The organism is Desulfovibrio aminophilus DSM 12254 (assembly GCF_000422565.1).
GTDB lineage: Bacteria > Desulfobacterota > Desulfovibrionia > Desulfovibrionales > Desulfovibrionaceae > Aminidesulfovibrio > Aminidesulfovibrio aminophilus.
Window position 1 is genome coordinate 174,041 of record NZ_KE383875.1, and the last position, 18,884, is coordinate 192,924.

The following is an 18,884-nucleotide window of genomic DNA, read 5'->3' on the forward strand; positions in this document are numbered from 1 at the left end:
CTACACCCCCTTTTCCCGGCGGACCAGGGGCCCGGCCAGGGTTTCGATGTCGCTCGGCACCACGCTGAAGCGGGCGGCCTTGCCCGGCTCCAGGCTGCCCAGGACGCCCTCCATGCCCAGAACCCGCGCCGGGTTGCGCGTGAGCATGGCCAGAAGATCCATGAGCCCCAGCTCCTCCCGGAAGCGGGCCAGGAGATAGCGGGCCTCGTTCCAGGGATTCAGGTCGCGGTTGGAGGCCAGACTGTCCGTGCCGAAGCAGAGCGGCACGCCCGCGCGGAACAACTCTTCCCAAGGGGCTCGGCCCGAGCCGATGTAGGCGTTGGAGCGCGGACAGAGGCAGACCGTGGCCCCGGACGCGGCCAGGACGCGGATGTCCTCTCCGTCCAGGTGGGCGCAGTGCACGGCCAGGGTGTCCGGTCCCAGGAGCCCGAGGTCCGCGGCGTGCGCCACCGGGCTCACCCCGGGCGGGGTGAAGCCGCGCAGGCGGCCACGCTCGCGCAGACGGTTCGCGAAGGAATGCGGCAGTCCCCGGACCACGGCATTCTCCTCCTCGTGCTCGGCCAGATGCAGGGAGAAAGGCAGGTTCAGCTCCCGGGCGGCTTCGCGGGCCGCGCGCAGGACGCTGTCCTGGGTGGTGTACAGGCTGTGCCCGGCCAGGGACTCCAGGCCACGTTCCCGGGAGCCGGCCGGGGGCGGGGGGGGCGTGTCGCCGATGGCCTCATGGAAGGAGACGAAAAAAAGGCCGGAATCTTCGAGAATCCCGGCCATCCTGGCTGCGTTGCGGGTGGAGATGTCCGCCACGAGCCCCACGCCGAGGCCTTTGAGGGCCTCCAGCTCGGCCTTGATGCGGCCGTCGTCGGGTTCGTAGAGGGGCAAGGAGAGCAGGTGCTCCACCCAGGTCTCGAAGCCGTGCCCCTCGCGGGTGCGCCCGTGGAGGTGGCAGAGTTCCAGGTGGGTGTGGGCGTTGACCACGGCCGGGGCCAGGGTGGCTCCGCCCAGGTCGCGCACCGGGCCGTCGAAGTCCCGGCCCAACTCGAAAAAGGCCCCCACGGCGAGGATCGTCCCGCCGTCGTGGATCACGGCCGCGTCCTCGATGACCGGCCCGTTCATGGTGGCGGCCCGCGCCGCCCGGATCAGTTCGCGCACGACCTACTTGGAGGGGTTGGGGTTCTCGTAGAAGACATAGGTGGCGAACTCGCTCACCTCGAAATAGACCTTCTTCTCGTCCGGGTCGGGCAGGCCGTTCAGGTTCGCGTCCAGCACGCCGTAGCCGTAGCGGTAAGCGCGGGCGTCGACGGACTTGCCCGTGGCCTCGGCCGTGGAGAGCTTCTCGATCTTGAGGAAACGCTTGGCCACGGCGTTGCCCGCGTAGACCTCCAGCACGCCGTCCACGCCGGTCCAGTTCTGGATGCCTCGGCTGAGCTTGTTCTGGGTTTCCTGGGTGCAGGCGGACAGCGCGACGAGAAGAACCAACAGTCCGGCAAGGCTGAAAAATCGCTTCATTCGGAGGTCTCCCGGCGCTACACGCCGTGTTTTGCCGACGTTACCCCTTTTCGACGCGGTTGAAAAGGCGGACGAGGGGCGGGTTTCACTCCAGACGAAAAAGCTCCGCCTCGACGAAGACGATCCGTTCACGCGGCAGGCCCAGACGGGCGTAGGCCCGCTCCAGGCAGCCGCCCTGCCCCCAGAACTCGCCGGAGAACCGTTGGGGAACGGCCAGAACCCGCGGCGCGCGGCCCAGGCGGGCGACCTGCCCGCGCACCAGGTCCAGCAGGGCCAGGGAGCGGGCCTGCTGGCCCAGGGCCGGATGGACCGAACCGGCCAGGACGCGGGCCGCGAGCCCGGGTTCCGGGGCCAGGCCCATGCGGATGACCGTCACCCCGGCGCGCCAGAGTCGGGGCAGGGCCAGGGAGAGTTCAGTACGGGTCCGACCGGGGCTCCAAGGCGTGTATTCCCCGGCGCGCCAGCGCGCGGCCAGGGCCGTGCCCTCCAGAACCAGACAGGGATAGAGCCGGGCGAAGCGCGGGCGCAGGCGGGCGGCGGTCTCCACGTCCCGCCGGAACAAACCGGGGCGGTCGCCCTGCAGGCCGGGCAGAAGCTGCACCCCCAGGTTCAGCCCGGCCTGCAGGACCGCGCGGCAGCCCGCCCGGGCGGTCTCGCCGTCATAGCCCCGGCCCGAGGCGGCCAAAGCCCCGGTGTCAAAACTTTGAATCCCCAGTTCCACGGTCTCCAGACCCCGGGTCGCGAGCCGCGCCAGCCGCCCGGGCTCCAGCGCGTCCGGCCGGGTGGAGCAGCGTACGCGCCGGACCAGCCCGGCGTCGCGGAAACGGGCCGCCAAATCCAGGAATCGCTCGGGCCAGTCCCCGGGCAGGGCCGTGAAGGTGCCGCCGTAGAATCCGATCTCGAACGGCGCGTCGCCGCGCTCCAACGCCAGGGACAGCTCGCGCTCCAGGGTCGCGTGAATCTCCTCCAGAGGCGCGGGCGCGGTTCCGGTCTGGCTCTTCTGGTCGCAGAACAGACAGCGGTGGGGACAGCCCGCGAAGGGCAGGAACACCGGCCGCAGGGGGATTCTCTCCCTGGGCGGTTCAGGGTGGGCGAAGGTCAGAACGTTCATGGCGCGCCCCCGGCGGCGGATTTCCATGCCGGGTGAGCCCTTGTGGCATGAAGATGGCATGGAGTACAAGACTGACGGACAACTTCCAACCCGAGGATCGGACATGAGCGGCTACAGCCTCGAGACCCTGCTCAAGGAAAAACCCCAGCTCCACCGCCACGGCGACGGCGGCAAGGCCAGCTGGGGCGCCGGAGAATCCGTGCTGCGCTTCATCACCGAACACGCCGGGCCCGGCTCGAAGACCATCGAGACCGGCGGCGGGCACAGCACAGTGGCCTTCGCCCTGACCGGGGCCGAACATCACGTGGTCTTCCCCGAGCCTTACCTCCAGGAAACCATCACCGAATACCTGACCTCCAAGGGCCTGCCCACGGACCAACTGCACTTCCACCTGGGCGGCTCCCAGGACGTCCTGCCCGGCCTGGACGTCAGCGGCTTCGACCTGGCCCTCATCGACGGCGAGCACGCCTTTCCGATGCCCTTCCTGGACTGGTACTACCTGGGCAAGCGCATGAAGGCCGGAGGCCATCTCATCATCGACGACACCCAGATATGGACCGGCCAGGTTCTGCGCAACTTCCTCAACGTGGAGCCGGAATGGCGGCTGGTCAAGGAAGTCTACGGCACGGTCTTCTTCCAGATGGTCAAGCCCTGGGTCGAGAAGTGGTGGGGCAAGCAGAACTACACCGTGCTCCACAGCATTCTGCTGCCGGACTACCTGCGCTATCTGCCCGAGGGAGCCCTGGCGGTCATGACCCCGATCTTCGACAAAAAGGAGTAGCCCCCCGCATGGGCATCACGGATTCCGCCCCGCGCCGGGCGGCCGACGACACCGAAACCTCAGGGAGGCCCTTCGTGGCAGCCACAGCGAAACGCGCGCTCATCACCGGCATCACCGGCCAGGACGGATCCTATCTGGCCGAATTCCTGCTGGAAAAGGGCTATGAGGTCCACGGCGTCATCCGCCGGGCCAGCGACTTCAACACCCGGCGCATCGACCATCTCATCCGCGACCACCACGAGGAGAACGTCCGCCTCTTCCTGCACTACGGCGACGTCTCCGACTCCACCAACCTGATCCGCGTGCTCTCCCAGGTGGCTCCGGACGAGATCTACAATCTGGCGGCGCAAAGCCACGTGCGGGTCTCCTTCGAGACCCCGGACTACACGGCCATGACCGACGCCATGGGCGCGCTGCGCATCCTGGAGGCCATGCGCATCCTTGGTCTGGAAAAGACCACCCGCTTCTATCAGGCATCCACCAGCGAACTCTACGGCAAGGCCGCCGAGGCCCCCCAGAACGAGGCCACGCCCTTCCATCCGCGCAGCCCCTACGCGGCGGCCAAGCTCTACGCCTACTGGATCGTGGTCAACTATCGCGAGGCTTACGATCTCTTCGCCTGCAACGGCATTCTCTTCAACCACGAGTCGCCGCGCCGGGGCGAGACCTTCGTGACCCGCAAGATCACCCGGGCCGCCTCGCGCATCGCCCTGGGCCTGCAGAAGAAGCTCTACCTGGGCAACCTGGACGCCAAGCGCGACTGGGGCTACGCCCCGGACTTCGTGCGGGCCATGTGGCTCATGCTCCAGCAGGACGCCCCCGACGACTTCGTCATCGCCACGGGCGAGACGCACACGGTGCGCGAATTCGCCGAAAAGGCCTTCGCCCGGGCCGGGCTGGACCTGGACTGGACGGGCCGGGGCGTGGAGGAGAAGGGCGTCTGCCGCCAGAGCGGCGAGGTGGTGGTGGAGATCGACCCGAACTACTTCCGGCCCACCGAGGTGGATCTGCTTCTGGGCGACGCCTCCAAGGCCGCGAAGCTGCTCGGCTGGCGGCCCGAGGTGACTTTCGAACGGCTCCTGGAGATCATGCTGGACCACGACCTGGAACGGGCCCGCTACGAACTCTACAAGAACGGGTACCAGACCAATGGATGCAAAGGCTAGGATCTACGTCGCCGGGCATACCGGCATGGTTGGTTCGGCCATCCTGCGGAGGCTCCAGGCCGAGGGATTCCAGACCCTCCTGACCCGCGACCGCGCGGCCCTGGATCTACGCGAGCAGGTCGCCGTGCGGGCCTTCTTCGCGGCCGAGCGGCCGGAATACGTCTTCGTGGCCGCGGCCAAGGTCGGCGGCATCCGGGCCAACGACACCTTCGGGGCCGACTTCATCCACGACAACCTGCTCATCGCGGCCAACGTCGTCGCCGCGGCCCACGAGACCGGGGTGAAGAAGCTCCTCTTCCTGGGCAGCTCCTGCATCTACCCCAAGTTCGCGCCCCAGCCCATGCGCGAGGAATCCTTCCTGGACGGCAAGTTGGAACCCACCAACGAGCCTTACGCCGTGGCCAAGATCGCGGGCATCACCATGTGCCGGGCCTACCGCCGTCAATACGGCGACGACTTCATCAGCGCCATGCCGACCAACCTCTACGGCCCCTGGGACAACTTCGACCTGGAGAACTCCCACGTCCTGCCCGCGCTCATGCGCCGCTTCCACGAGGCCAAGCAGGCCGGGCTGCCCGAGGTGACCCTCTGGGGCACGGGCTCCCCGCGCCGGGAATTCCTGCACGTGGACGACCTGGCCGACGCCTGCGTCCGGCTCATGGAGCGCTACAGCGGGGATCTCTGCCTGAACGTGGGCACGGGCGAGGATCTGACCATCGCCGAGGCCGCCGAGGCCGTGCGCCGGGTGGTGGGCTACCAGGGAGCCGTCCGCTGGGACTCGTCCAAGCCCGACGGCGCGCCGCGCAAGCTCCTGGACGTGACCCGGCTGCATGAGCTGGGCTGGCGGCACCGCATCGGCCTGGAAGAAGGCCTGCGCTCCCTGTATGAGGCCTTTCTCGACGGCCGCCGTCGCGGCTGAACCTCAGTAGGCGTTGACGAAGATCTTCGGCAGCCCGGCCAGAAAGGCCGCGGTGCGCTCCCCACGATAGAGGGCGAAGAAGACCTTGGCCCCGAAGCCGTCGGTGTCGCTCTTGAAGAAGACGGCCTCCAGGCCGACCCGCCGGGCCGCCTCGCGCATGCTCGACCAGGTCCAGGCCGTCACGTGGGTCACGTGCTTCCAGTAGGTCGGGTCCGCGCTGGGGTGGTCCAGGAGGCTGCCTCCGTGCCAGAAGTCCGTGCAGCCGAAGACGAGCCCCTCGTCCTTGAGACGCCGGGCCAGGAAGCCCACGTCCTCCAGCGGATTCTGGAAGTGCTCGAAGACCTCGAAGGCGGAGATGAGGTCGAAGCGGGTTTCGGGCAATTCATCGCGGTGATGGAAGGCCTCCGGGCCGAACTCCCGACGCCGGGCCTCCACCAGCGGCCGCCAGAGGTCGCAGCCCACGGCCGCCACCCCGCGCTCCCGCAGGGTCTTGAGGACCAGACTCCAGCCGATGCCGTAGAGCAGCACATCGCGAAAGCCCAGCCCGTTGAGAAACAGGTCGCAGAAATACTGCTCGCGGCGATGCACCAGACTGTCCGGCGGCTGGTCCGCCCCTCCCGACTCGCCCCGGTCCAGGCGTTCGGCCAAGGCCGGATCGCGTTCGTACTGAAGCAGCCCGCAGCCGTCGCACAGCACCCAGTCCTTGTCCAAGGCCCGCTCGAAGGCCCGGCGCGGCGCGGCGCAGACCGGGCAGGGGCCCGGCGCGGACGCGGACGGCCCGGGAACGGGCGGACGGACGGGACGGTCCAGGCGTTCCCGGCAGAAGGCCAGGCGCTCCGGCAGATCCGGGAAGGCGTCGACCTGCCCGGGAAATTCCCGTTCCAGCCCCCCCAGAAAGGCCAGGGCCCCAAAAAAATCCCCCCGCCCCAGGCAGGCCAGCCCGTGGTCCCACAGGGTCCGGGCCTGCTGCGTCGCATCCGGCGCGTCCATATCCTCAGCCCAGCCTGCGGCGGTCCGCATCGGGACCGGCATAGGGACCGTTCTTGACCTCGACCACCACGGTGCCCTCCTCCAGGATTTCATAGCCGTGCCCCCCCGCCAGGAGTACCAGCACCTCGCCGGGACCGACCTCCAGTTCCCCGGCCGGAGCGTCGTCCTCGCCGTGGAACCGGGCCAGCACCCGTCCCTTGAGCACCACCAGAACCTCCTGGGTCCGGGTCACGGCCCGTTCGAGGTGGTTGTGATTGTGGGCCGCCAGAACCTTGCCCGCCCCGTAGTTCCAGGTTCCGACCTGGACGAAGTCCGAGGGGTCGGAGAAAAAACTCAACCCAGGGGCCATGTCCTCGGCCCGCAGATGCACGGCCAGCCTCAGGCCCCTGTCCACGATCTCGCGCATGAATGTCTCCTCGTTCAATCCGTCTGGCCGTAGAGCGGCCGGGCCCGCTCCTCCACGGCCCGCTCCAGGGCCGCCGAAGACAAGGCCTCCAACTCGGCGGACTCGGGCCACGGTCCGGACAGCCGCCGGACCCAGGCTCCGCGTTCCGGCACCCCCGCACAGCCGCTCCGAAGCAGGGTGTCCAGGGAATACCACACGCGGGTCAGGTAAAAACGCTCCAGTTCGTCCAGGGGTCCGGAAGCGGCGGCTCCGGCCAATCCCAGGCTTTCCCAGGCCAGGGCGGCCAACCGCGCGGCCTCCCCGGGATTCCCGCCCGCCAGGCGCGCGGCGGTCAGCAGGGGCCCTGCGGCGGCGGCCAGCAGGGCGGCCCGGCGGCGGCCCGGCGGGAAGTCCGGCCGATCGCGCAGCAAGCCGCCGATGCGCACGTGCATGATCGCGTCGTGGCGGCGCTGGCGTCCCAGGTTCGCGGACATGCTCCCGGCATGACGGCGGTAAAAGACCACGGCCTCGGGGTTGGCCGCGACGCCCCGGCCGGAGGCGGCCAGACCCAGCCAGAAGGCATGGTCCTCGCAGGCCGAGAGCCCGGGGTCGAAACGCAACCCGGCCAAGGCCGCGCGGCGGACCAGGAAGGCGTGCGGCGGGGCCACGTTGAAATGGCAGAGATGCACCGCCAGATCCCGGTGAAAGAGCCGCCATTCTCCGTTGGGGACGGGCCGCCCCCCCTGGTCCAGGTTGGAAAAGAACAGGCTGCGACAGACGGCGGCGTCGGCCTCGGGATGCCGGGCCAGAAAACGGAGCTGGGAGGCCAGGGTTCCGGGAGCCAGCAGGTCGTCGGCGTCCAGGAAAGCCAAAAACTCGCCCGTGGCCAAGTCCAGCCCGGCGTTGCGGGCCGAGGGCAACCCGGCGTTGGCCTGGCGGAAGGAACGCACGGTCGCGCCGTAGCGCGCGACGACTTCCGGAGTCTCGTCCGTGGAGCCATCGTCCACGAGCACGATCTCCAGGTCGTCCAGTCCCTGGGCCAGGGCGCTGTCCAGGCAGCCGGGCAGGTAGGCGGCGTAGTTGTAAGCCGGGATCACGAGGCTGACGCGGCCCGGGACCATCGCGGCCGGAAGCGGGCGATCCGGGGCGGCCACGGCGCTACTCCGTGCTCAGGCGGCAGAGGGCTCCGCCGTCCACGGTCAGGCAGTGCCCGGTGACGAAGGAGGACTGTTCCGAATCGGCCAGGAAGAGCACGGCCCGGGCGATCTCCTCGGGACGGGCGATGCGGCCCAGGGGGTGGCGTGCGCCCAGGTCGGCCAGCAGGGCCTCCTCGTCCGCGCCGTCCAGGTGCCCCCGGCGCAGACCGTCGCGGAGCATCTCCGTGTCCACGGCCCCGGGCAGGACGGCGTTGGCCCGAACCCCGTCGGCGGCGAACTCCAGGGCCATGGTCCGGGTCAGCGCGGCCAGCCCGCCCTTGCTCACGGCGTAGGCCGCGATGCTGCGCGAGGTGGCCGCGGCATGCACCGAAGACATGTTCACCACGGACCCGCGCGCGGCCTTGAGCAGCGGATAGGCGGCCTGGGCGCAGAGCAGGGCTCCGCGCAGGTTCACGGCCAGGACGCGGTCCCAGACCTCCGGCGGAGTCTCCAGCAGGGGCAGGGCCACCTGGAGCGCGGCGTTGTTGACCAGGACGTCCAGACGCCCGGAACCCTCGGCCAGCGTCGCCACGGCCCGGCGCACCTGCTCCGGTTCGGCCACGTCGGCGGTCAGGAAGCCCCGGAACGGAGAACCGTCCCCGGGCTCATGCAGATCCAGGCCCCAGACCTCCCAACCGGCCCCGGCGAACGTCCGGGCCACGGCCAGGCCGATGCCCCGGGCCGCGCCGGTGACCAGGGCCGCGCGCTTCACGCGCCCCTCCGTTCCAGCTCCTCCATGAGGTGCTCGATGGTGCTGCGGTGGATGTTCTCCCAGGCCCGGGGGCTGCTGTTGGCGTTGTGCGGGGCCAGAAAAACGTTGTCCATGCCCTTGAGCGGGCTGTCGGCGGGCAGGGGTTCGTCCTCGAAGACGTCCATGGCCGCGCCCGCGATCTTCCCGGATTGCAGGGCCCGGACCAGGGCCCGCTCGTCCACCACCGGCCCGCGCGAGGCGTTGACGAGCACGGCCGTGGGCTTCATCAAGGCGAAACGCTCCTCGTTCATGAGGTGGCGGCTGGTGGGGTTCAGGTCCGTGTTCAGGCTGACGAAGTCGGCCTCGGCCAGAAGCTCCTCCTTGGAGACCATGCGCGCACCGTGGGCGGCCACGAAGGCCGGGTCCACGTCCTTGATGTCGTTGCCGAGGATCGTCATGCCCAGGGCCTTGGCCCGGCGGATGACGGCCTTGCCGCAATCGCCCACGCCGATGACCCCGAGGGTGCATTCGGCCAGGGTCCGGCCGGGAATCTTCTTCCACTCCCCGCCCTTCATGGCCCGGTCCATGGCGACCAGGTTGCGGGCGAAGCAGAGCATGTAGCCCAGGACCGTGTCGGCCACGGGCTCGCTGAAGGCGTTGGGAGTGCGGCGCACGGCGATGCCCAGGCGCGCGGCGGCCTCGGAATCGATGGAGTCGATGCCCGTGCCCCACTTGGAGATGACCTTGAGCTTGGGCGCGGCCTTGAGCACCCGCTCGGTGAAACGGTCGTCGCCGGAGATGACCCCGTCCATGTCCCCGATCCACTGGAGCAGGTCGTCCTCCTCCATGCGCTCGCGCACGGGGGGCACCACGACCTCCACGCCCCGGGAGGCCAGTTCGGGGCGGAAGCGGTCGATGACCGGCTGCATGTACGGCGCGCTGACGAGAACCTTCCATTTCATGGGGTATGCACTCCTTTCTGTCGGTTGAGATAGAGGAACTCGGCCACGGAGAAGTCCAGCTCCTCGTCGATGTCCCAGGCTTCCTCCCGGGGAATCTCGAAGAGCATGGGCCGTTCGCCCAGGCGGTTGCGCCGCCGGCGAAGGCCCTCTCCGGAGAAGATGTACAGGTTGGAATTCTCTTCATAGATCGGCGGCAGATCCTGGGTCCGCAGAAGCACCGCCGGATCGTGGTTCACCGGCCGCCCCGCCCCGTCCCAGAGCCGAGTGAAGAGCCGGGTCACGCTGAACAGCGAATCGCGCTCCGGCCAAGCGGCCAGGAAGGCCTCCACGGCGCGGCCGATGGTGTCCGGGGTCAAGAGCGGATTCGTGCTGTGGGTCTGGAGATAGAAATCCGCCGGAACCTGGGCCGTGGTGTTCAGGAGCACGTCGTTCATGGGCGTGGCCCCGTCGCGCAGGTGCTCCGGACGGACCAGCAGCGTCACCGAGGGGAAGGCGCGGGCCGCGTCCTCCAGGATGGCCGGGCTGTCGGTGTCGATGACCACCTCGGACACGGCCGGGCAGGCCAGCAGGCTCTCCACGATGCGGTGGTACAGGGGCCGACCGGCGAAGGCCCGCCAGTTCTTGCCCACGACGCGCTCGCTGTCGTGGCGCATGGGCACCAGGGCCGCCAGGCGCGGTTCAGTCATGGGCCTCCTCCCGGGGCGCGGGGCCGGGCAGCGGCCGCAGCACCGCGCGCACGGGCACGGCCTCGGCTCCGGCCACCTTCATGGGCAGACAGAGAAGTTCGTGGATGCCGGGCTCGGCCCGGCGCAGGTCCAGGCCCTCCAGGACCGCCACGCCCGCGCCCAGCAGGACGGCATGGGTGGCGTCACGGCTGCCGAAACGCTGCACCGAAAGATAGTCCACGCCCACCAGTCGGACCCCCGCGCGCACCAGGAGTTCGGCGGCGTCCTGGGTCAGGGCCGTGAAATCCGTGGCGAAGGGACGCGGCGGGCCGTCCCAGAGACGCGAGTTGTCGGTCTTCACGAGCAGGCGGCGGACGCCCGGAGCCAGCAGGGGTTCCAGGTCGCGGGCCGCCACCTCGCGCAGTCCCGGCAGGTGGACCACCTGGGCTGGTCCCAGGAAGGCGTCCAGGTCCACGACCTCGGCCGAGAGACCGCCGGGCAGGACGTGCAGGGGCGCGTCCAGGTGCGTGCCCATATGCGAGCCCAGACTGAGGCGGGAGTCGTTGGAGGAGTCCCCGCGCCCCAGACGCTTGGTCCACTCCAGGGAAAATCCCGGCGTACCGGGCCACACCGGCAGGTCCGGCCCCAGGGCCAGGGTCAGGTCGATGAGTCCGGCGTCCTCAGATTTCATGGGAAACACCGTCGGAATAGATCACCCGGCGCTGTTCCCGGGCGCGGGCCTCCTCCGGGCGTGGCCGGTGACTCCAACCGTTGGGGTAGAAGAAGCGGCGTTTGAGGGCCTCGTCCAATTCGCCCCGGCGGGAGAAGCCCCGGTAGGTTCCCCAGAACTGCATGAGCCGGAAGCCGAAGACGCCCCAGGTGTTGCCGAACAGCCGCCGTTCGTGCAGGGCGTGGTAGCAGTCGTTCAAGGCGTTGCCCAGGAACAGGCGCAGGAAATCGATGAAGCGGAAGCGCTCCTGGGGAAAGATGCGGCTGTAGGCCACGGCCTCGCGCTGGTAGCGGTTGCGGATTCCGGCCCAGGTCTCGTCGTGGGAGTGGATCACCTCGGCCCCGGCGGCGTAGGCCACCTGATGTCCCACGCTCTGGGCCCGGCGGGCCCACTCGATGTCCTCCAGGCCGGTGAGCGTCTCGTCGTAGGGCTGGGACTCCCAGACCGAACGGCGGACGGCCGCGTTGGCGTTGTTGCAGAAGGGCGTCGTCTGACGCGGCTGGCTCTCGTCGCCGAACCACTTGGCGAAGACCTGGTGTTCCGAATACTTGGTCCGGCCGTTGCCGCGCTGTTTGCCGTAGACCAGGGCCACCCGTTCGTCCTCGAAGGGGGCCAGCAGGCGTTCCAGCCAGTCGCCGTAGACCGGATAGGTATGGGCGCTGGCGAAGACCACGAATTCGCCCCTGGCGACGCGGCAGCCCACGTTGCAGGCCCGGCCGAAGGTGAAGGTTCCCGGCTCCAGGCGCACCACCTTCACCGGGTAGCGGGCCAGCACGGCCAGGGTGTCGTCCGTCGAGCCCGAGTCCACGGCCACGATCTCCAGATCCTTGAGGCCCTGCTGAAGAATGCCCTCAAGGAGCCTGCCGATGTGGCGGCCCTCGTTGTAGCAGCGGATGACCACGGAACACTTCACGCGCGTCTCTCCTCTAGCCTTCCCGCAGCACGTCCCGGTAGTCCGCGCGAGGGAAGAACTCCAGCTTGCCGCCCACTCCCGCGTTGATCAGGCTGCGGCCCCGGGCGTCGAAGAACTCCCGGGCCAGGCGGTAGGACGGCTCCACCCGGTCCAGGCGCGGATGGTGCCAGCGCTTGCCGGGGCCGAAATAGGCCGGGTGGAAATGGTTCACGTCGTCCTCCCGCGAGGTGATCTCCTCCTGGTTCTCGGCCCAGCCGGGAACCTTGTAGTCGAAGTCCACCCCGATGAGATAGATGGGGTCGCAGCCCATGTAGTAGGCCAGCTGCAGGGCCAGATACGTGACCGTGGACCCCCAGTAGACCTTATCGGCGCAATCCTCGGAAAACTGAGGATAGGGCTTGTAATGGCGCACGAAATTGACCCAGCAGGTGTTCTCGTCGTCGGCGATGGCGTGGGCCAGATCCGTGGGGATGAACTTGACCAGCCCGCCCAGGCCGCTGATGGCCTCGCGGTTGTCCTCGGCCACGAAGACGTCCTCCACCGTGTAGTAGGTGGGGCGGAAGCCGAATTTCTCGAAACCGAGGTAGATGCAGTTCATGCCGAAGGAGACCTCCCCGGCGAGGAACCGCAGGTCCATCTTGTTCAGGCTCGGGCCGTTGCCCACGACCCAGCCTCGGCGGCCCTTGTGGCGGTCCTTGAAGTCGCTGAGAAGCATCGCGTTCATCCTCCGGGACTGATGCAGCGCTTGCAGATGAAGGTTTCGGACGAGGGCGCGCGGCCCTCCACGCGGTCCCGCAGATTCGCGTAGACCGGGCCGGAGAGGATGGACTCCAGGCTGTCCCGGGAAAGGTCGCCGAAAACCTCCTCGCGGTGGTAGTCCATGCAGCAGATGATGAGTTCGCCGGTGTAGAGGATGTGCAGCCACTCCCCCACGCGCGGACAGCGGAACCCCTTGAGGTCCGGCCGCGCGGGCCGGGGCAGGCGGACGCCGTTGCGGCGGATGGTCCCGGCCCGGTCGTGGTACTTGATGAAGTTGATGCCCGGCCGCTTGCGGATGCCGTGCAGCGCCAGCTGGCCCTCCCAGAAGCGGATGTACTCCTCCTCGGTGAAGGCGAAGCCGGTGGCCAATTCCTGGGATTGTGGCAGGCCCGCGCCGCGGATGATGACCCGCAGGGGCAGCCGGTCGGAAAGCTTGAGCAGGCCGACCACGTTGGCCAGGCAGCGCTCGAAGCCCAGGCCCATGATCCCGTCGTGGGTCCGGGCGTCCACGCCGTGGAAGCTGACCCATATCTCATGGGGTACGTCGGCCAGCAGCGAGCCCAGGCGACGGGCCTTGTCCTCGTCCAGGGCCAGGGCGTTGGTGGAGACCTCCAGCCTGTCGAACGTCAGGCGGCGCTTGATGGCCCCGATGCGCTCGAAGATGAGCGGGTCCATGAGCGGCTCGTTCTCCAGGTAGGGGCAGACCTTCGCGAGCCGCAACGGGGCCAGCTCGTCCAGAACCCGGTTGAACAGGGCCTCGCCCATGACCCCGGGGTGGGCCTTGTGCCAGCTGTCCGGGTAGGGGCAGATGGTGCAGCGGCCGTTGCAGATCGATGTGGTTTGTATCTGGATGTTCACTCTTCGCCGTCTTCTCGTTACCGGTTGTTCGCCGAGGCCCGCGCCGAAGAAGGCGCGACGCGGACGGAGAGAAGCAATGTTCATACCAACGCGCAGCGACCGGGAAATGGCGCCCAGTATCGACGACGCGCCCGGGACGTGACAACGTTTTTTTACGGCGGGTGAACATTTTTCCGACGCCATCTCCGGAATGCTTCAGGCCGCCCTGTTTTCCGCTCCCGTGGATGGCTTTCCATATCCCATCCGAATCAAAAAATAAAACCTCCGGCAAAACGGAATTTTTTCCCCTTTTCCGGGAGTTGGCATCCAAGTTGCTGAACTCAAGATACACCGCCGCACCCGGAAAAATATTCACCGGCCGAGCAAATTCCCGGCGAAATTTTCCGGCATCGACGAAGGAGCCCATGAACATGGCTGAAAAAACACCCCTGTTTTACAGGAAATTCGACTACGACCGCCGCCTGGTGCCCAACGCCTACGTGGCCTCCCGCGACCAGGCCGCCACGAACGTGGCCCAGGCCGAGGCGGCCACGGGGCTGACCGTGGGCTATCCCGGCTGGAACATCCTCTACTATGTGACCCTGGCCTCCCTGAAGCCCGGAGACCACAACGTGATCCTGGAGACCGGCACCAACTGGGGCTTCTCCACCATCATGCTGGCCCAAGCCTTGCGCGACAGCGGCCTGGACGGCGAGGTGCACAGTTCCGAGCTGGACCCCGAAAACCATCGCCGGGCCCAGGACAACCTGGCCCGCTCCGGCGTCGGCGACCTCGTCCGGCTCCACCTCGGCGACTCCCTGGCCTTTCTCCGGGAGTTCGCGGCCGCCCGTCCCGTCGTGCGCGTGGCCTTTCTCGACAGCGGCCACGACCAGGAACACGTGCTCGAGGAGTTCCGCCTCCTCCGGCCGCTTCTGGACGAGGCCGGCACGGTGATCTTCGACAACACCTTCAAGCTGCGCACCGACGACGACCCGGAGCAGAAGGTCAACGGCGGACTGCGGCGCATCATGAGCGAGTTCGGCGGCAATCTCGTGAACTTCCCCCACTGCTCGTGGTACACCCCGGGCATGGCCGTCTGGCAGGCGGCTCCCTTCGCCCGGGACTGGGCCTGAGACGATGGCGCGCACGCCCGAACTGCTCGCCATCATCCCGGCCCGGGGCGGCTCCAAGGGAATCCCGCGCAAGAATCTGGCCGACCTCGGCGGGCTCCCGCTGCTGGCCTGGAGCATCCGCACGGCCCTGGCCTGCCGCGACGTGACCCGGGTGGTGGTCAGCACGGACGACCGCGAGATCGCCGAGGTCGCCCGGACATACGGAGCCGAAACACCCAGCCTGCGCCCGGCGGAGATCGCCGACGACCGCGCCCCGCTCCAACCCGTGGTCCAGGATCTGCTGAGCCGCCTGAGAGTCCAGGGATACGCCCCGGACGCCTACTGCCTGTTCCTGCCCACCTCGCCGTTCCGCGACCCCGGCGTCTGCTCCAGGCTCCTGGAAAAGATTCTGGACGGCCTGGACGCGGTGATCAGCGTCAAGCGCGCGAATGTCTCGGGCCTCGGCGCCGGGCCGTTTTCCCTACGCCCCATCGGCTATCTTTCGGCCCACAGCCTCTGGCCGAGGACCGGCGAGTCCTACGCCCACGTGGTCAGCGATCCCCGCGAACTGCTGGACATCGACGAACCCGCCGACCTGGAGCTGGCCCGGGCCCTGGTCCGAAAGGACGCAAGGAACGCCCGCCGTGGCTAGGGTTCTGCTGCTCTGCGCCCGGGAATGGGTTCCTCCGCTGCACGCCGCGCACCTGCTCGGCCTGTGCGGCCGGCTGGCTCCGCACTCGGCCACGCTGGTCACCGACCATCCGGCCCTGGCCCGCGAGCTGGCCCGCCGGGGCGCGAACGTGACGCTCCTGGAGCGTCTGGACCCCGCCCAGCCCACCCTGAACCTGGAAGCGTTCGCTCTTTCCCGCGACGACGCCGACCCCGTCGCCGTGGTCGACGCCCGCAACCTCCTCCTGGAGGCCGCGACTCTGGACCGGGCCTTTGAACTTCACGCCTCCGACGGACGGGTGGTGGCCGGGGCCGCGGTCTCCCGCGACATTCCCCTGCAGGCCATGAACCACTACCGGCTTTCGGCCATGGGCGTGCTCACGCCCCTGGAACCCGACCCGGACCCCGTGTGGCGTGGTCCCCGCACGCGGCCCTTCCTCTTCAACTGGCCGCAACACGGCGTCCGACGCCGCCCGGAGCCTCCCTATGTCCGCCGGGAGGACGGCCGCATGAGCCCCCTGCCGCCGGACGGGACACCATTTCCCGGCGAAGGGGATTCCCTTTATGAGGTGCTTTCGGAAAACCAGACCCGGCGTGTGCTGTCCCCGGCCCTGGCCGAACGGCTCTCGGGACTGGCCGCCGTCACTGCGGTCGGGACGCTGGGTTTCGAGGCCGTGCTGACCAGCGCGGCGGGCCGCCTCGCCCTATTCCCCCCCCTGGCCTTGGAGGGCTGCGAAATCCGCGCCCTGCCCGTGGTCGGCGGACGGATCAGGGAGGACTTGGCCCGACGCGCTCCGGTTCTGGCCCAGTCGGCCACGGCCTCCCCCGCGACGCTCGGCGGCGTGGCCCTGAGCGGCCCCGCGCTCGAACTCTCGGACGTCCCGGACCTGGAAGCCCTGGTCGTCCTGCTGCTGCGTCCCTGTGAAGAGGGCATCTACCAATACCGGGAACCGGCCCTGCGCGATCTTGGCGAATGGTGTTTCGATTTCAACCGCGACGGCTTCGTGAGCAGGACCACGGGCCGGGAATTCTCCTGCCGCCAGGACACCGGGGCGTTGTTGCGGCCCGACGGCTCCCTGTTCGTGGGACGCCCCGCCCAGTTGGCCGCGCCCCTGGACGAGCGCGACCTCGCCCTGTTCCCTCTGGAGCCGTCGGCGGCCCTGCGGGCCGTGGACGAGGTCGAACTCCTGCGCCTGGAGCTTCTGACCGAACGCCTCCTGTCCAGGGAGGTCCGCCATGCGGGCTGAGGAATCCGCCCTGAACGCCTCCGTACGCGCCTTCCGGCGGGCCTGCCTGGAGGGCGCTCCGGGCCTGGACGCGGCGGCCGAAGCCGACCGCCTGCTGCAACAGGCCGCGACCATGCCTGAGTTGGAGCAGGCCTTCGAACAGGCCCGCGAAACCTGGCTGCTGGCCACCTCCTACCAGGGCATACGGAATTGCGAGGTCGGCCCCATCGCCGACCTGCACGTGGAACAGGCGAAATTTACGGCTCCCGCCTTCCTGCGTCGTTTTCTGGACGCCTGCCTCGTCCGCCGCCTGGAACGGGAGCTGGCCGAAGGCGCTGCCGGGGCCCGTGAGCCTCTGCTGCGCCTGGACCCCCTGAATGAGACCGCCGGGGCCTTCCCGGAACCGTCCGGAGAAGCTTCGGGGACTCCCCGCCTGCGCCACCGGCGGCTGGGCGCGCCCGCCCCGGTGCGGCCCATGGACATCTGCTTCCTGGACGGCCGCATCTACGCCCTGGACGGACAGGGCCCCCACGTGGCCCGCCTGGACCCGGACGGAGCGGGCCGCGTCGCCGACGCGGGCCTCCAGGACGCCACCTGCATCTTTCCCGACCCCGAGGGGACGCTCTGGGTCTGCGAACGCGGCCCCGCACGGATCACCTGCCTGGACGCCGAGCTTAAAACGCTCTGGCGGCGAAGCGTGGCCGAGCTTCTCGGGCAGCCCGATCCCCTGCTTCCGGTTTTCGGGACCAGCCACAAGGGATTCCTCTATCTTTCTGCCCAGGAGGAAATCGCGGGGTTCCGGCGCTACGCCCTGTTCCGCTTGTCGCCAGACGGCTCCCGCCCGGCCCGGAGGCTCACGCCGAACCTGGAGGAATTCCAGCAGGTGGCTGAGGTCGGAGGAGAGTTGTTGCTGGGCGACGTGATCTCAAGCCGCATCTTCCGGCTTTCCCCGGGCGGAGAAATTCTTGAAGCCCTCACCCTGGAGACGGACGAGCCGTTCATCCGCTTCCACGGAGGGCCTTACGGCCTCTTCCTGTCCACCTACTATTCCCTCAACGCCTTCGACCGGCGCGGGAAACGCCTCTGGCGACTGCGTCGCCGCCCGGGCCTGAGCGCCTTCGGCGGCATTGTCGAACACCACGCGGCGGATGTCCGCCGCATCTTCGTCGCGGGCCCTTCCGACGGCTGCGTCCACGCCCTGGAATGGTCGCCGGACGCCTCGGCCGACGCGGAGACGGAATCCCCCGCCCCGACCCCAACCCTCCGGCGGTACCTGAAATGAAACACGGACACTCCCTGGCCCGCGCCCTCAACCGCGACATGCGCGACATGTCGGTTCGGCTGGAGGCCCAGCGCAAGGAGCTGGGCGCGCGCACGCTGTTGTTCCGCATGAACAACGCCAGCAATTCACAGAAATACCAGCTCTTCCAACGCCAACTCACCGATGATGCCGCCACGGGCATCCAGGCCCGCTGGCTGCCCAACCTGGGCCTGCCCTGGGACATCTACTCCCTGGCCTACCGTGCCCACAGGATATGCTTGGTGGAAGACCGCTGCCTGGGCAGGCTGGCGACGCGCATCGAGGCCGCCCTGCTGCGCGCCTTGGTGGCCGAGAGCCTGGGTCGCCGGTTCTCCGAACTGCGTATTCTGGAGATCGGCACCCTCTTCGGCATCAGCGTGGTCGCCATCCACGAATGCTGTTTCGGGGCCTTCGAACGCATCCGGGTCACGGTGATCGACCCCCTGAACGGTTACTACGATCAGCCCCAGCGCGACGAGCTGACCAAGGCCGTGGTCTCACGCCGGGTCTTCGAGGAAAACATGCGCCGCAACGGCATCCCCCAGCGGGACGTGCGCGTCATCCAGAAGCTCAGCTTCGATGACGAGGCCGAAGCCCTGGCCGCCGAGGAGCGCTACAACCTGCTCATCATCGACGGCGACCACAGCCGCGCGGGCGTGGAGAACGACTGGCGGCGCTTCGGCCCCCTGCTGGAGCCCGGCGGCTGCGTGATCTTCGACGACTACGGGGCCAAGGACTGGCCGGACGTCCAGCAGTACGTGGACGCCCAGGTCATGAACCGGCCGGACCTGGAGCTGATCGGCGCCGAATGGCGCACCGCGGCCTTCCGGGTTCGCGGCTAGGGGAACGCCGGGAGCATGCCGCTCCGCCGCTTCGAGACGGCGCGGAAAGAAAACGCCGGAATTCCGGCGTCGGACGCGGCGCGGATGTACGCGTGTGGACTTTTTCATACGGGAATGGCAATACTCT

21 protein-coding genes are annotated in these 18,884 nt (G+C 68.8%); 8 read left to right on the forward strand and 13 right to left on the reverse strand.

Annotated features, from left to right (window positions below; translation table 11 throughout):
* The 3 genes from H587_RS0113300 to H587_RS0113310 form a co-directional block, all read right to left on the reverse strand.
* The gene (locus H587_RS0113300) at positions 1–1,146 is read right to left on the reverse strand and encodes an amidohydrolase family protein (RefSeq protein WP_051202827.1); all 1,146 of its coding nucleotides are present in this window, start codon (positions 1,144–1,146) and stop codon (positions 1–3) included.
* A gap of 3 nt (positions 1,147–1,149) precedes the next feature.
* Positions 1,150–1,503: a hypothetical protein gene (locus H587_RS0113305; RefSeq protein ID WP_027176674.1), complete on the reverse strand. Its 354-nt coding sequence runs from the start codon at positions 1,501–1,503 to the stop codon at positions 1,150–1,152.
* A gap of 85 nt (positions 1,504–1,588) precedes the next feature.
* Positions 1,589–2,614, reverse strand: coding sequence for a radical SAM protein (locus H587_RS0113310; RefSeq protein ID WP_027176675.1), 1,026 nt, complete (start codon positions 2,612–2,614; stop codon positions 1,589–1,591).
* 103 nt (positions 2,615–2,717) lie between these two features.
* Between H587_RS0113310 and H587_RS18690 the strand changes: the two genes are divergently transcribed.
* Genes H587_RS18690 through fcl form a run of 3 tightly spaced genes read left to right on the forward strand, consistent with a single transcriptional unit; the run spans position 2,718 to position 5,480 of the window.
* A complete protein-coding gene (locus H587_RS18690; protein ID WP_051202831.1) occupies positions 2,718–3,395 on the forward strand; it encodes a class I SAM-dependent methyltransferase in 678 nt (225 codons plus the stop codon).
* A gap of 8 nt (positions 3,396–3,403) precedes the next feature.
* Positions 3,404–4,561: a GDP-mannose 4,6-dehydratase gene (gene gmd / locus H587_RS0113320; RefSeq protein ID WP_084630757.1), complete on the forward strand. Its 1,158-nt coding sequence runs from the start codon at positions 3,404–3,406 to the stop codon at positions 4,559–4,561.
* Complete coding sequence (gene fcl, locus H587_RS0113325; RefSeq protein WP_027176677.1) at positions 4,545–5,480, forward strand: GDP-L-fucose synthase; 936 nt, start codon at positions 4,545–4,547, stop codon at positions 5,478–5,480. The genes gmd and fcl overlap by 17 nt, the downstream gene beginning before the upstream one ends.
* Before the next feature lie 3 nt (positions 5,481–5,483).
* Here fcl and H587_RS0113330 read toward each other — a convergent pair whose 3' ends face one another.
* Genes H587_RS0113330 through H587_RS0113375 form a run of 10 tightly spaced genes read right to left on the reverse strand, consistent with a single transcriptional unit; the run spans position 5,484 to position 13,629 of the window.
* Positions 5,484–6,470, reverse strand: coding sequence for a class I SAM-dependent methyltransferase (locus H587_RS0113330; RefSeq protein WP_027176678.1), 987 nt, complete (start codon positions 6,468–6,470; stop codon positions 5,484–5,486).
* A 4-nt stretch (positions 6,471–6,474) separates the two neighbouring features.
* Positions 6,475–6,876, reverse strand: a complete 402-nt coding sequence (locus H587_RS0113335; protein ID WP_027176679.1) for a cupin domain-containing protein — start codon at positions 6,874–6,876, stop codon at positions 6,475–6,477.
* 14 nt (positions 6,877–6,890) lie between these two features.
* On the reverse strand, positions 6,891–8,009 hold the full coding sequence (locus H587_RS19810; protein WP_051202833.1) for a glycosyltransferase family 2 protein: 1,119 nt from the start codon (positions 8,007–8,009) through the stop codon (positions 6,891–6,893).
* 4 nt (positions 8,010–8,013) lie between these two features.
* Positions 8,014–8,763, reverse strand: coding sequence for an SDR family NAD(P)-dependent oxidoreductase (locus tag H587_RS0113345; protein ID WP_027176680.1), 750 nt, complete (start codon positions 8,761–8,763; stop codon positions 8,014–8,016).
* Positions 8,760–9,704, reverse strand: coding sequence for a phosphoglycerate dehydrogenase (locus tag H587_RS0113350; protein ID WP_027176681.1), 945 nt, complete (start codon positions 9,702–9,704; stop codon positions 8,760–8,762). Before H587_RS0113350 ends, H587_RS0113345 begins: the two co-directional genes overlap by 4 nt.
* Entirely contained in the window at positions 9,701–10,390 is a 690-nt protein-coding gene (locus H587_RS0113355) for an acylneuraminate cytidylyltransferase family protein (RefSeq protein ID WP_027176682.1), read from the reverse strand. Before H587_RS0113355 ends, H587_RS0113350 begins: the two co-directional genes overlap by 4 nt.
* A complete protein-coding gene (locus H587_RS18700) occupies positions 10,383–11,060 on the reverse strand; it encodes a cyclase family protein (protein WP_051202835.1) in 678 nt (225 codons plus the stop codon). Before H587_RS18700 ends, H587_RS0113355 begins: the two co-directional genes overlap by 8 nt.
* Positions 11,050–12,012 (reverse strand): glycosyltransferase family 2 protein, encoded by a 963-nt coding sequence (locus tag H587_RS0113365; protein WP_027176683.1) that lies wholly within the window; start codon positions 12,010–12,012, stop codon positions 11,050–11,052. Before H587_RS0113365 ends, H587_RS18700 begins: the two co-directional genes overlap by 11 nt.
* 13 nt (positions 12,013–12,025) lie before the next feature.
* Positions 12,026–12,727: a 6-hydroxymethylpterin diphosphokinase MptE-like protein gene (locus H587_RS18705; RefSeq protein ID WP_051202837.1), complete on the reverse strand. Its 702-nt coding sequence runs from the start codon at positions 12,725–12,727 to the stop codon at positions 12,026–12,028.
* A 5-nt stretch (positions 12,728–12,732) separates the two neighbouring features.
* Entirely contained in the window at positions 12,733–13,629 is an 897-nt protein-coding gene (locus H587_RS0113375; RefSeq protein ID WP_027176684.1) for a radical SAM/SPASM domain-containing protein, read from the reverse strand.
* 410 nt (positions 13,630–14,039) lie between these two features.
* Here H587_RS0113375 and H587_RS20885 point away from each other — a divergent pair, with 410 nt between their 5' ends.
* The 5 genes from H587_RS20885 to H587_RS0113400 are packed head-to-tail and all read left to right on the forward strand — an operon-like array spanning position 14,040 to position 18,757.
* A complete protein-coding gene (locus tag H587_RS20885; protein WP_169432788.1) occupies positions 14,040–14,741 on the forward strand; it encodes an O-methyltransferase in 702 nt (233 codons plus the stop codon).
* 4 nt (positions 14,742–14,745) lie between these two features.
* Positions 14,746–15,372 carry an acylneuraminate cytidylyltransferase family protein gene (locus tag H587_RS18715; RefSeq protein WP_051202839.1) on the forward strand — a complete coding sequence of 209 codons (627 nt, stop codon included), beginning with the start codon at positions 14,746–14,748 and terminating at the stop codon, positions 15,370–15,372.
* Complete coding sequence (locus tag H587_RS0113390; RefSeq protein WP_027176686.1) at positions 15,365–16,636, forward strand: hypothetical protein; 1,272 nt, start codon at positions 15,365–15,367, stop codon at positions 16,634–16,636. The genes H587_RS18715 and H587_RS0113390 overlap by 8 nt, the downstream gene beginning before the upstream one ends.
* Complete coding sequence (locus H587_RS20670; RefSeq protein ID WP_027176687.1) at positions 16,626–17,897, forward strand: SMP-30/gluconolactonase/LRE family protein; 1,272 nt, start codon at positions 16,626–16,628, stop codon at positions 17,895–17,897. The genes H587_RS0113390 and H587_RS20670 overlap by 11 nt, the downstream gene beginning before the upstream one ends.
* The gene (locus tag H587_RS0113400; protein ID WP_027176688.1) at positions 17,894–18,757 is read left to right on the forward strand and encodes a class I SAM-dependent methyltransferase; all 864 of its coding nucleotides are present in this window, start codon (positions 17,894–17,896) and stop codon (positions 18,755–18,757) included. The genes H587_RS20670 and H587_RS0113400 overlap by 4 nt, the downstream gene beginning before the upstream one ends.
* The last annotated feature ends 127 nt before the right edge of the window (positions 18,758–18,884 follow it).